General features: G+C 31.9%; 13 protein-coding genes. 7 read left to right on the forward strand and 6 right to left on the reverse strand.

Features of this window, described 5'->3' with window-relative positions:
* Positions 1-24: 24 nt before the first annotated feature.
* Together folP and B0I03_RS11605 are read left to right on the forward strand one after the other, a co-directional pair.
* Positions 25-846, forward strand: coding sequence for a dihydropteroate synthase (folP, locus tag B0I03_RS11600; protein ID WP_111567602.1), 822 nt, complete (start codon positions 25-27; stop codon positions 844-846).
* 3 nt (positions 847-849) lie between these two features.
* Entirely contained in the window at positions 850-1,587 is a 738-nt protein-coding gene (locus tag B0I03_RS11605; protein ID WP_111567603.1) for a hypothetical protein, read from the forward strand.
* 120 nt (positions 1,588-1,707) lie between these two features.
* Here the strand turns inward: B0I03_RS11605 and rlmH are convergent, their stop codons facing one another.
* Together rlmH and B0I03_RS11615 are read right to left on the reverse strand one after the other, a co-directional pair.
* Complete coding sequence (rlmH, locus tag B0I03_RS11610; protein ID WP_111567604.1) at positions 1,708-2,181, reverse strand: 23S rRNA (pseudouridine(1915)-N(3))-methyltransferase RlmH; 474 nt, start codon at positions 2,179-2,181, stop codon at positions 1,708-1,710.
* A gap of 53 nt (positions 2,182-2,234) precedes the next feature.
* Positions 2,235-3,710 carry a TonB-dependent receptor gene (locus B0I03_RS11615; RefSeq protein ID WP_181452392.1) on the reverse strand — a complete coding sequence of 492 codons (1,476 nt, stop codon included), beginning with the start codon at positions 3,708-3,710 and terminating at the stop codon, positions 2,235-2,237.
* A gap of 116 nt (positions 3,711-3,826) precedes the next feature.
* Here B0I03_RS11615 and B0I03_RS11620 point away from each other — a divergent pair, with 116 nt between their 5' ends.
* From B0I03_RS11620 to B0I03_RS11630, 3 genes are read left to right on the forward strand one after another with little or no spacing between them, the layout of a single operon-like run.
* On the forward strand, positions 3,827-4,591 hold the full coding sequence (locus B0I03_RS11620) for an MBL fold metallo-hydrolase (protein WP_111567605.1): 765 nt from the start codon (positions 3,827-3,829) through the stop codon (positions 4,589-4,591).
* A gap of 5 nt (positions 4,592-4,596) precedes the next feature.
* Positions 4,597-5,091 carry a hydrolase gene (locus B0I03_RS11625; RefSeq protein ID WP_245903032.1) on the forward strand — a complete coding sequence of 165 codons (495 nt, stop codon included), beginning with the start codon at positions 4,597-4,599 and terminating at the stop codon, positions 5,089-5,091.
* A gap of 14 nt (positions 5,092-5,105) precedes the next feature.
* On the forward strand, positions 5,106-6,593 hold the full coding sequence (locus B0I03_RS11630; RefSeq protein ID WP_111567606.1) for an aminotransferase class V-fold PLP-dependent enzyme: 1,488 nt from the start codon (positions 5,106-5,108) through the stop codon (positions 6,591-6,593).
* Positions 6,594-6,611: 18 nt separating this feature from the next.
* Here the strand turns inward: B0I03_RS11630 and B0I03_RS11635 are convergent, their stop codons facing one another.
* Positions 6,612-7,493, reverse strand: coding sequence for a lysophospholipid acyltransferase family protein (locus B0I03_RS11635; protein ID WP_111567607.1), 882 nt, complete (start codon positions 7,491-7,493; stop codon positions 6,612-6,614).
* 80 nt (positions 7,494-7,573) lie between these two features.
* On the opposite strand from B0I03_RS11635, the gene B0I03_RS11640 reads away from it, so the two are divergent.
* Both B0I03_RS11640 and B0I03_RS11645 read left to right on the forward strand, forming a co-directional pair.
* Positions 7,574-8,200, forward strand: coding sequence for a rhomboid family intramembrane serine protease (locus B0I03_RS11640; RefSeq protein ID WP_111567608.1), 627 nt, complete (start codon positions 7,574-7,576; stop codon positions 8,198-8,200).
* Between the two features lie 57 nt (positions 8,201-8,257).
* Positions 8,258-8,950, forward strand: a complete 693-nt coding sequence (locus B0I03_RS11645; protein WP_111567609.1) for an SIMPL domain-containing protein — start codon at positions 8,258-8,260, stop codon at positions 8,948-8,950.
* Between the two features lie 226 nt (positions 8,951-9,176).
* Here the strand turns inward: B0I03_RS11645 and B0I03_RS11650 are convergent, their stop codons facing one another.
* From B0I03_RS11650 to B0I03_RS11660, 3 genes are all read right to left on the reverse strand, one after another.
* Positions 9,177-9,428, reverse strand: coding sequence for a hypothetical protein (locus B0I03_RS11650; RefSeq protein ID WP_111567610.1), 252 nt, complete (start codon positions 9,426-9,428; stop codon positions 9,177-9,179).
* Positions 9,429-9,530: 102 nt separating this feature from the next.
* Entirely contained in the window at positions 9,531-10,868 is a 1,338-nt protein-coding gene (locus B0I03_RS11655; RefSeq protein WP_111567611.1) for a hypothetical protein, read from the reverse strand.
* The gene (locus tag B0I03_RS11660; RefSeq protein WP_111567612.1) at positions 10,855-12,567 is read right to left on the reverse strand and encodes an IPT/TIG domain-containing protein; all 1,713 of its coding nucleotides are present in this window, start codon (positions 12,565-12,567) and stop codon (positions 10,855-10,857) included. The genes B0I03_RS11655 and B0I03_RS11660 overlap by 14 nt, the downstream gene beginning before the upstream one ends.
* Positions 12,568-13,206 lie beyond the last annotated feature (639 nt).

Genomic DNA, 13,206 nt, shown 5'->3' on the forward strand with positions numbered 1-13,206 from the left:
AAGTGAAAAGAAATACAAATTAAGATGAATATCAATTGCAACGGAAATTTAATCGATTTATCAACTCCAAAAGTAATGGGGATTTTGAATGTGACGCCCAATTCGTTTTACGATGGTGGCAAGCACAAAGAAATCAATTCGATTATTCATCAGGTTGACAAAATGCTTTCGGAAGGAGCTGATTTTATTGATATTGGAGCTTATTCGAGTAAGCCAAGTGCCGAATTTGTCTCGGAAGAAGAAGAAATCAAACGTCTGGTTCCGATTGTGAAATCATTGGTTGAAACGTTTTCCAATATTATTTTATCGGTAGATACATTTCGAGCTCAAGTTGCGAAAGCTTCAGTAGAAAATGGAGTTGCGATGGTAAATGACATTGCAGCAGGTTTGTTAGATGATAAAATGTTGGAAACCGTTGCCGAATTGAAAGTGCCGTATATCATGATGCACATGCGAGGCAATCCGCAAACGATGCAAAGTCTAACCGATTACGAAGACATTGTGAAAGAAATGATTTTCTATTTTTCGGAGCGAATTCAAAAGGCGAGAAGTTTTGGAATTTCGGATATTGTGATTGATCCTGGATTTGGTTTTGCCAAAACTGTAGAACAAAATTACGAAGTATTACATAAAATGGAATTGTTTTCGATGTTAGAATTACCATTGTTAGCCGGAGTTTCCAGAAAATCAATGATTTATAAAGTATTGGAAAATTCGCCACAAGAAGCGTTGAATGGGACTTCGGTTTTGAATACAATCGCGTTACAAAAAGGAGCTAAAATTCTCCGAGTTCATGATGTTAAAGAAGCGGTTGAGTGTATAAAATTAGTTAGTAAATTAAAATAAAGAATGAAGAAATTAGTTGCTATTGTTGTCTTAATGGGTTTGTTTTCGTGTAATAACGAAGAAGTATTGTTACCTCAAGAAAGTGTTTCAGTTTTAAAAGAAATGACCGATCATTCTCCTATTTATATGTTTTTTAAAACAGAAGAGAATCCAGATGGCAAAGAGAAATTAGATACGATTGTAGAAGTGAATCGTAAAAATTCAATTTCTTCAACCAATTGGGTTTTTAATATCGACAAACGTTTGCCATTGAAATTAGTCATTCCAGAAGTGATGAATTTACAAGACAAAAAGAAGCGCAGTTCGCATTCGAAAGAAGGAACTATGAACGTTTTCACCTATTCAGATAGCGTGGCTAAGAATTTGGCTTTTTTTCCTTTTACGGACGTAGAGTTCAAGTATAGCAAACATTTTTCTAAGTTTTTCATTAAAAAACACGCGGAACACTATAGAAACTACCACAATTTCACCGTAAATTTCAATAAAGACAACAAAATTACTGTTGATGGAAACGATGTTTCAAGAGAAGAATTTATCGATTTTATCAGAGACTTTGCTGACTTTACAAGTGATGGAAAAATCACGATGCTACATTTGAATTTTGACAATCGCTTAACGTACGACCAATACATTCAAAATAAAATTTTGGCATGGAAAGCAACGAATAGTGAAATTCAATTGTCTTCTTTTGAGTTCGTTTATGATGAGAAGAAGTTGCCTGAATGTGGATGTAAGCTTTAGAAGAGTTTTGAGTTAGGAGTTGGAAGTTGGGAGTTTTTTAATTGAGTTAATTGATTTTATGAAGTACATTTTTCTTGGCAAAGCTAATTTCACAATTTGAAACTCTTAACTCGCAACTCGCTACTGATGATGATACGGCTCGTTTCTCAAAATCGTGAACCCTCTATAAATTTGCTCGATGACAAATAAGCGTACCATTTGATGCGAAAACGTCATTTCGGATAACGAGACTTTTCCTTGTGCTTTTTGGTAAACGGTTTCGCTAAATCCGTATGGACCACCGATTACGAATACTAACGTTTTAATTCCGGCATTCATTTTCTTTTGTAAAAAATCGGAGAAACCTACACTGCTGTATGTTTTTCCGTTTTCATCGAGTAGAATTAATTGGTCGGTTGGTGTGATTTTGGATAAAATCAATTCGCCTTCTTTTTCTTTTTGTTGGGCTTCAGATAAATTCTTTACGTTTTTGATATCGGGAATGATTTCCAAATCAAATTTCACGTAAAACGACAAACGCTTGGTATAATCATCAATCAAAGTTTGAAGCGCTTTATTATCTGTTTTTCCGATAGTTAAAAGACGAATGTTCATGTGGATTGTTTTGTGAAATGAAAAATCACTCTTTTTAGGAGTGATTTTCAGTATTAGTTAATTTCTTCAGCTTCTTTTTCTTTAAAATCGACTTCGCAAGCGTAAGAGAATAATTTTTCATTTTTAATGATATCAGCAGTTCCTTCCGGAAGCATATCTTCCCAACCTGATTCTCCTCGGCAAATCATTTTTAAAATTTTTCTTGAGAAAATATCTAAGTTTTTTTCATCAAAATCTTTGATATCAATAACTTTTCCGTTGAATTTAAAGAATTTGTACAATTCTTTCATTCTAGGATGTACTTTTAAGTTTTCTGAAGTAATGATGTTACCATTATTATCTTTCATAGGATATAGATACACTTTTAAATCGCGATAGAATAATTTTCCAAAAGCTTCTAAAATTCCTCCTGATAAATGGCGGTAGTACTTTTCGTCAAAAATTTCAATTAAATTATTAACTCCCATGGCTAATCCCATTCTAGCTTTCGAATAGTTAGAGAAGTATTCCACAACTTTGAAATATTCTTGGAAGTTCGAAATCATTACAGTTTGCCCTAATTTACATAGTAATTCGGCTCTGTCTAAGAAATCGCGTTCGTCAATTTCACCTTCTGCTTTTAAGTTGGAAAGTGTGATTTCAAAGACAACGAAAGTATTTTCTTTATCAACTTTGTTTTCCTGAATGAACATCTCATAAGATTTCTTGTACATGTTCATGTTTACCTTTGTAACAGGTCTAAAACTTCCTCTTAACGCTAGAATATTTTTCTTATACAAAACAGCTGCTGGAAGTATGTTTTTTCCATCAGGACCAAACATAACGGCATCCGTCATTCCATTTTTAACTAATTGTAAACTCATCAAACGATTGTCTACATTCGCAAAGCGAGGTCCAGAAAAGTTAATCGTGTCGATTTCTAATTGGTCTTTATCTAAATGGTCATATAAGTAACGAAGTAATTTTTTTGGGTCGTTGTATTTATAAAAAGCACCATAAATTAAGTTTACACCAAGGATTCCTAGCGTTTCTTGTTGTAATTTGGCGTCATTTTCTTTAAAACGAATGTGTAATGTAATTTCGTTATAATCTTCGTCTGGTTCAACTTGATACACGATTCCAACCCAACCATGTCCTTTAAACTGTTTAGCAAAATCAATAGTTGCTACAGTATTGGCATAACTAAAAAATAATTTATTAGGATGTTTGTCTCGGCTTAAACGTTGTTCTACCAAATTAATTTCATGAGACAACATCTTTTTTAAGCGACTTTCCGTTACATAACGACCATCTTCTTCAACACCATAAATAGCATCACTAAAGTCTTTATCGTATGCTGACATTGCCTTTGCAATAGTTCCAGACGAGGCGCCAGCTCTAAAAAAGTTACGTACTGTTTCTTGTCCTGCTCCAATCTCAGCAAACGTTCCATAGATGTTTTCATTAAGATTAATTCTTAATGCTTTATCTTTAATAGAAGGAATTTGCTCTATCTCTCTGTCTCCACGAACTTTAATATCTGTAACCATGCTTTTCATTAAAATAATTTTTGGGGTACTTTGGAAAAAATAGTCTCCAATGGCAAAGTTAATCATTTTATAAAAACTACCATAATTATTGTTATTTTTGTGCAAAAGATAAGGCTTTGAAAATTTATTTTTTAGGAACAGGAACCTCTCAAGGAATTCCAGTAATTGGAAGTCATCATTCGGTGTGCTTGAGTACGGATAAAAAAGACAACAGATTGCGTGTTTCAGTATGGATTGAAACCGAGAATACTTCTATTGTTATAGATTGTGGTCCCGATTTTAGACAGCAAATGCTAAATTCTAAATGTTCTAAAATTGACGGATTATTATTTACACACGAACATGCCGATCATACTGCTGGTTTAGATGATATTCGCCCGTTCTTTTTTAAACAAGGAGCAATTGCGATTTATGCTCATGAACGTGTTTTGAAGAATTTAGAACGACGATTTGATTATATTTTTCAAACCGAAAATAAATATCCAGGAGCGCCTTCAGTTTCTGAAAATGAAGTAATTAATAACCATTCGTTTTTGGTGAATGATGAAGTTGTTATTCCTGTAAATGCTTATCATGGTTCGTTACAAGTTTTTGGATACCGAATTCAAGATTTTGTGTATTTGACAGATGTGAAAACAATGGAAGCTTCTGAAATCGAGAAAATTCAAGATTGTAAGGTTTTGGTAGTGAATTGCTTGCGAGAAGAACCACATGCAACACATTTTAATTTAGAAGAAGTTTTACATTTCATATCTTTGGTGCGTCCAAAAACAACTTATTTAACACATATCAGCCATTTGTTTGGTTTTCATAAAGAAATTCAAAAGAAATTGCCAGAAAATGTGTTTGTAGCTTATGATAATTTAGAAATTAATATTTAATACTTATGAAGAACGTAATTTTGTATGCTTTGATTTTCTCGTTATTGTTTAATGTATTCCAATATGTGAATTCTACCAAAATATTAGACGCTAAAGACAAAGAAGTACTAAAAGTAAAAGCAAATTTAAAAACGTCGAGAGATTCTGTTGCCACTTTAGCTAATGCTAATTATTTTGCTTTGGAAAGTGACGAAGATGCGCAAGAATATTTCTTTTCTAACAATTTAGATTATCAAAAAGTTGCTGTAAAAGTTAAAGAAGATTTGATTAGTTTAAACGAAAATAAAAAAGGAAATCCGCTTGTTCCTTATGAACCAATTGATGGCGTTCCGTTTTTGATTAATACATCAAAAATTCTGAATCACAGATGGATTATTGCCGAATTTTCATGTGGTGATTTATGGGGTCAAGTTTTAATAAAATATTTTGTCTCAGAAGGAAAACCAACTGATTTTGAAACAGTAGAAACGGTTTTATACGAAAGACAAACAAAAGAATAAATAAAATACAACGCATGTCAACTACAACAACTAAAACCCAATTAGAATGTTACTTTGAGGAGTTCAGAAAGGATATAATTGGAATCAATCAAAGTTTTCAATCGCCTTTTGGGGAAAAGAAAATCATTTATACCGATTGGACAGCCAGCGGAAGATTATATCGCCCAATTGAAGAGAAATTAATGAATGATTTTGGTCCGTTTGTTGCCAATACGCATACCGAAACTTCAGTTACAGGAACCGCAATGACAATGGCGTATCATGAAGCACGTCATATTATTAAACATCATGTAAACGCGTCTGATTCGGATATTTTAATTACCGATGGAACTGGAATGACAGGTGTAGTGAATAAATTCCAACGTATTTTAGGACTTCGTATTCCAGAAAACTTAAAAGAGTTTACTGCTATTCCAAACGAGTTGAAACCAATCGTTTTTATTTCGCACATGGAACACCATTCCAATCAAACCTCTTGGTTAGAAACCATTGCTGATGTAGTAGTAATTCCAGCCGATGAAAACGGTTTGTTATGCATTAATGAATTAAAGAATTTACTAGAAAAATACAAAGACAGAAGTTTTAAAATAGCTTCAATAACGTCTTGTTCAAACGTAACAGGAATTAGAACTCCGTATCATGAAGTGGCAAAATTAATGCACCAAAACAACGGTGTTTGCTTTGTAGATTTCGCTTGTTCGGGTCCGTATGTGAATATTAATATGCATCCAGAAGATTCGGAAAGTTATTTGGATGCGATTTTCTTTTCACCTCATAAATTTTTAGGTGGTCCTGGAACTTCAGGAGTTTTGATTTTCAATAAAGATTTATACAAAAACAACGTTCCAGATTGTCCAGGTGGAGGAACTGTAAGTTGGACAAATCCTTGGGGCGAGCACAAATACATCGACAATATCGAAGATAGAGAAGATGGTGGAACTCCAGGCTTCTTGCAGGTAATGAAAACCGCTTTGGCGATTCAGTTGAAAGAAAAAATGGGCGTTCAGAATATTTTAGATAGAGAACATGAGTTAGTAGATTACATTTTTTCGGAACTAAATTCGATTGATAATTTACATATTTTGGCAAATCAACACCAAGATAGGTTAGGAGTAATTTCGTTTTACATTGATGATTTACATTACAATTTAGGTGTAAAATTATTGAATGATAAATTTGGAATTCAAACGCGTGGCGGATGCAGTTGTGCGGGAACTTACGGACATTATTTGTTACACGTAGATCAAGAAACTTCGCACGATTTAGTTTGTAAAATTTCCTCAGGCGATTTAATTCAAAAACCAGGATGGATTCGTATGTCAATTCACCCAACGACTACAACAGATGAAATTGAATTTGTTTGCGAAAACATCAAAGCATTAGCGGCTAATCATAAAGAATGGGGAATTGATTACGAATACAATCCAAAAACCAATGAATTTGTTCACAAAAATGCCAAAGGTGAAATCAAAGAAATGGTTCACAATTGGTTTAATTTATAAAAAGAAAAAGCTCAGTTTTTACTGAGCTTTTTCTTTTGTATGTTTCCATCTTTTATGTGTCCATAAATAAAATTCGGGTGCTTCGTAGATTTGTTCTTCTACTAACTTCAAGAATTTATCAGTAATCTCATAATTAGGAACCGATTTTACGTCTTCCGAAAGTACTTCAAAGCTTGCTTGATAATAACCACGTTTTATTTTTTTAGTTCTAAGAAAAATCACATTCATATCAAAACGTTTGGCTAACATTTCGGCACCCGTATGCACAGGAACAATATGTCCCATAAAAGGCGCCCAGTGATAAGCAGAATTAGGTTTTGGCGATTGATCACTTGCAAATCCGTATAAACTTAACACGTTATTTTTGTGATTATCTGCAATGGTAGGAATTGTTTCTTTAGTTGTAATCAATTCCGCTTTAAATTTAGAACGTATACGCTTTACCAATTTATCAAAATACGGATTCGCTAATTTTTTATAAATCCCAATTCCTTTGCAGTGAATGTGGTAATTCATGGAAACAACCCATTCGTAACTCGCATAATGCGCGCACATTAAGGCAATACTTTTATTTTTTTTCTCCAAATCATAATACACCTCCATGTTGCTAAAAGTAAATCGTTTTTCAATTTCTTTTTGAGATATAGAAATGGTTTTAATCATCTCTAAAAACATGTCGCACATGTGACTATAAAATTTCTTTTCAATTTTTAATCTTTCAGCTTCAGATAAATGAGGTAAGGCTAATTTAATGTTTGCTCTAACTACTTTTTTTCTGTAACCAATGATGTAATAGGTTATAAAATATACAAAATCAGAAAGTAAATAGAATATAGGGAACGGTAGAATAGATATTATCCATAAAATCGGATAGATAAGTATGTAGACTAATAACTGCATTCGTGAAATTTTTTACAAATATACCTTTTTAGTTGGAAGTAAATTTGACAAAGTATTCCTAAATTTACAAAAAAAACTTTATGAACATTGTTTTATTAGTGATTCTAGCGGCTAATGGTTTAATTAGTTTCAAAGCCTTTAACGATACCCATTTTTTTAGAAAGTACGAATTTCACATCGGAAGCATCCGTTCTGGCGAACAGTTTAGAATGTTTTCATCTGGATTTCTACATGTCGATTTAATGCATTTGGCTTTCAATATGTTTACCCTTTATATGTTTGCTCCTTATGTAATTAATATTGTTGGAGCAATGTATTTTGCGTATTTATATTTTGGAAGTTTAATAGGGGGAAATTTACTTACCTTATATTTTCATAAAGATGATTACTATTATCGAGCAGTAGGAGCTTCAGGCGCGGTAATGGGAATTATATACAGTGCCATTTTATTAGAACCTAATTTGTATATGTACGGAATTATTCCAGGTTATATTTTCGGATTTGCTTATTTGCTATTTTCAATTTACGGAATGAAAGCAAAGAGCGATAATATTGGTCACGTAGCGCATTTTGGTGGTGCTATTGGCGGATTTGGAATTACATTAGCAAAATTTCCTTTTTTAATTACCGAGGAATCAAAAACAGTAATAGCATTATTGGTTCCTATTGTAATTTTATTTATCATGGCTAAATTGAAGAAAATTTAAATGAATTCATTTTTGGCACAATACTTGAAAACTATAAATTATTAAAATATTAAGATTATGAAAAAGTTAGTAATGATACTATTATTCTCAGCAGGTATGGTACAAGCACAAGAAGTAAAAACAGTTCCACAAATTAGTGTTTCTGGCGAAGGAAAAATCAAAGTAACTCCAGACGAAGCGATAATTACAGTTGCCGTAGAAAACACAGGTAAAGAAGCAGCCGAAGTAAAAAAGAAAAACGACGAAATTGTAGATAAAGTGTTGAAATTAATCAAACAACGCGGAATTCCAACAGCCGATTATCAAACGCAACGTGTGAATTTGTACAAAAACTACGATTATAACACTAAAAAATACAATTATGTAGCCAATCAAACCATTTCAATTCATTTGAAAGATTTGTCTAAATACGATAAGTTAATGATGGATTTGGTAGATAGTGGTATCAATTCGATTCAAGGCGTAGAATTCAAATCGTCTAAAATTAAAGAATACGAAAGCCAAGCGCGTAAAAAAGCCATGTTAGATGCTAAGCAAAAAGCTGAAGATTACGTTTCAGTTTTAGCAGGGCAAAAAGTAGGGAAGGCTTTAGTAATTTCAGACAACTCATTTACTAATTACCCACGACCAGTGTATGCCGAAATGAAAACAATGGCAATGGCTGATGGAAGCGCAATGCCTCAAGAAACTCTTGCAATTGGAGAAATTGAGATAATTTCAAATGTATCAGTTTCTTTTGTATTGGAATAAGAATATAGTTTAAAAAAATAGAAAAGCCAGAATGTAAGTTCTGGCTTTTTTTGTTATACTTTAAAAATGGCGAGTAGCCATAAACAGCTTTTTTTAATGTAACTTGAAATAATAGCGAATTAATATTTTTAAGTCATTATTCATAAGAATATTCCATTAAGCAGCGAATTTTCCGTAGGAAAATCCTGAAGTAGCCATTGAAGCAAACCGCTGTTGTGCACTGGTTTTATTTTTTCATAAGATTTAATGCAGCATCAAATTCTTCTTTTCGGTTAGATTTTACATTTCCATAAATTATTGAAAATCCATTGTAGTTCTCTTCTCTTGCAAATTCATTTTCCTTTACAATTTTTTGTTTATGAAATTCTACATCTCCATACAAAATTGATAGGTAACTCTTGTCTGGATAAATGTAAGTTTGTATGAATCTTTCATCAATTTCAAGTCTGTCTAGGATTTTCCACCCTTTAGGTAACACTAACTCAATTGTTTTTCCGTAGCAATTTGCTAAATTAGTTTTTTAAGTAAAACATTTGTATTATTTTCCTGAGTTAAAGGCAGAATTTTTTTAAATTTTTTATTAAAATGTTTCAATGGCGCATTTTACATTGAAATTGAAACTATTTCCATACCCAAAACTCCAATATGTAACTGGTTCGTAACTTCCAATCACTTTTAAACCGTTACTTGTAAGCATTGGGAATAAAGGATATAATTTGGTGTCAATAATTTCAATGAACTCATAGTTTGTGTTGAATTTATGTATTTTTTTTTCATTTTGTACTGTTGCATAAATATTGTTGTCATTATCAAATACAAACTGAAAATATTTCTTCCCAGTAATATCATTTAACTTTATTTCCTCTTGAAAATTAGATAGATTGAAAATGCGTCCGTCTATTGAGGTAATAAATTTTGATTTGGAAGTGTTCCAAGAAAAAATATTTGGATCAAATGTATTATTAGGTAAAATTGCACCTTGAGTACCAGCTCCAAAATCGGGGAAGCAATTAGAAGTATTGCAATTACTAGGATTATAGTTACGAATATCTGCACCACCACCATACAAGAACAAGAAGTTATTATCACTTAATGTTTCTACATAGTTTGCAGAAGAAGCAATACCAGTGTTCTCTGATGTGCCATTAAAAGTGTTGTAATACCACCATATTTCTTCATCTTGATAATAAATTCTATCTCCATCGACCGCAAATGCATTTAAGTTATCGATGATGACTGTGTTGTAAATAGCCGAAGTTGTATAATTTTCAGTATTTATTTTAGAAATTTTACCTTGTGTGTCAGCTATATAAAGATCGGTATTGTTAATAATATGAAACTTATTATTTAATAAACTGCCATTGGTAAATTGTCTTGTTTTGGTAAGCTGGTTCTGAGAACCATTATACCGTTTCAAAGCACCGTTTCCTTGTCGATCTAAAATATGAAATTCATCAATAAGAATAGGATCTTTTTTTACTTGAAACGGAACTATATCAAAGGTTACAATATCTCGAATAAACTTTTTTTGTTCACTTTCTAGACTTAATGGGACTATTGGGTTTGTTGGGGTTATTCTTTGGTCAGTATAATTAATTTTTATAGTGTAGGTTACTTCTGTTTTATAAGGTACATCAGTATCGGTGAATGTAGTTTCATTAGAAGGAAGATTTGCAACAAGCTCTAACGGATCACTATCAGTAGCATTATTTTTCGATTGTCTGTATATTAATAAGTCATCAATAATAATTCCATTAGGTCTTACTAATTCCCAATTAAGTTTTACCTGACTGTAAGAAGTTTCAAAATTTGTAACTTTTATTTCTAATGTAGTATTTTGTTCGTCATCACTACTGCATCCAAGTAGAATAAATGCAACTACAGTAAGTATCTGATATTGTTTTTTAAAGAATTCCATTGATAATTTGTTTTCTTAATTTTTGTGTATAAAATGTGTTTTGATAATAAGAAGTCCAACTATTTCTTATATAATAAATTTCATTGTTTAATGTAAAAAAACTGTTGCCGTAGTCAAACAAGTTATCGTTAGTTATAGGTGCAGATTGTTGGGTAATGATATTAAAAAAAAATTGATTATAGTTTAATTGTTTGCCGATAATGGCATTTGAATGTTCAAAACTAAAGGTATGAGCATAAGTGTTAACAGCAAGACTTGAACTGATTTTATAAGTTACGTCAGTAATTCCATAGGAAAAATAAATGTTGTTACCATGGAATAAATAGGTGCATTTTCCCGAACCTTGAGAACTTACAAGAGGTAAATCTGAAAAAGCAGAATTTGAAAGCTGCAACCATGTATTTGTTGTACTTGAATATTTATATTTTTGATTACGCACAGTTACCGCTCCATTTGTATTATTTAAACCACTAAGCATATAGAGGTTATCTTGAAATGCAAAGAGTATTGGATTGATAATTCTTTCTGTTGAAGGCAAACTTAATGCTACTTCACTAAAATTATTCATGTTTAATTTTGTGAGTGCATAGGATTCTGAATTTGGAATGTATTTATAAAGATATACCGATCCATTTCCATCATAGACCGCATCATTTATAAATCCAGAATAATTGAAAGTTGTTAATTTAGTCCATTTTTCTGTTGTTGGTGAAAATTCAAATATACTATAGATTCGTGGAGCAGTAAAATTATTATTTGTCTCGTATGCAAATTGATACGCTTTTCCGTTGTGTTCAAAAATAGTATGTTCTAATCTATGATTATCTATATGATCGACCAAGATAGCATCATTTTGTATAGGGATATTACAATCATAGCTAAAAGTTAGTCCAGCGGTTTTATAGGTAACATTTGTAATTTTAAAATCCTGATATGGTCCAGGAGGAATTGTAATACTTAATTGATTGTTAGAAGATGAAAAATAACAACGGATACCGTTAACATATACTTCTCCAAATTCATAATTAGGATTAAAATTTTGTCCGTTTACTATCAATTCAGATGTAATCCATGCTGTAGTATTTTGAATTCCATTAATTAAAGGATTTTTTAAATGTAAAGACACAGTTGAAGATACTTCTTGTAATTGTGCCCTAACTTTGATTTGTAATTCTGAAGCAGTAATTTCAGAAGGTATCTGTATTTCGATTTTATCATACGCAACACTTATAATAGTTGCATTTATATTATTAACGGATACAGATACAAAATCATCAAGAAAATCAAAGTTTTCACCGTATAAGGATAACGTCTCATTAAAAGTTATGTTATCACTACTATAGCTATTGATTATTGGCGTTTTTAAAGAAAAAGTTGTATTCAGTATTGTTTTGTTTTCGTTTAAATCGATAACCTTGAGTGTTGGTGTATTTGTTGTAATGGTTCTAGGTACAACCACCATAATCTCTTCATCAGAAACATAATTTACTTCGGCTTCTTCTGAATCAAAAAAGACTTGTATTTGGTTTGGTTCTATATTTTTTACTTGAATCAATAAAGATTGTCCCAGTAATCCGGTTGTTGGAAAGTTATCTAGAGTTGGAGGAACATAATCTGTGTCATCGCTACAAGAGTTGAACACTATAATTAGTAATAAAAAAAATGTAGTAGCAATGCTGCTAGTATTGATAGCTTTCATATTAATTAAAATTTACAATTTAAAACAGTTCTTTTTTCTGAGTAAAAATTATTAGTATTCATAGTGTTATGTCTATTTTGATTTCTCCGAGTTCCTGTAAAATTACCGCCAACGTTTCGCGGCTTAAAAATGTGGCAAAAATGCAACACCAAGCCTTCACAAATATAACCAAAACTTTAAATTAAACAATCGTTTCATTTCGGATTTTCCCGAAACCAGCCATATTTTTAAACCGCTGTTGTATACAGTATAATATTTTCGGAACTTAAAAATAAAACTCAACGCAAAGTTCGTATTGTCACACACAGCATATTTTCACGCAAAGTTTGGTTTCAGGTTTTCATTTTACAGCGTATTTTCCCTAAAACGTAATTTCAGCACAAAAATTATCGACAAAGTTCGGTTCGGTTTTCAATTTTCACGCAAAATTTTTCGGTAACAATTTCAATAAATTTCTTTCGTAAAAATAGGAGAGAATCGTTCAGCGTAAGTTCGGAAAATATATTGTATACAACGTTCTGCGGCTTGCTCTCAGTGGCGTTGAGCCAACACCAAGCCATTACAAATATAACAAAACATTCCATTCAACAGCGGATTTTCCTACGGAAAATCCGGAAGTAGCCATTGAAGCAAACCGCT

Origin of the sequence: Flavobacterium aquaticum, assembly GCF_003259835.1 — a bacterium.
Lineage (GTDB): Bacteria > Bacteroidota > Bacteroidia > Flavobacteriales > Flavobacteriaceae > Flavobacterium > Flavobacterium aquaticum.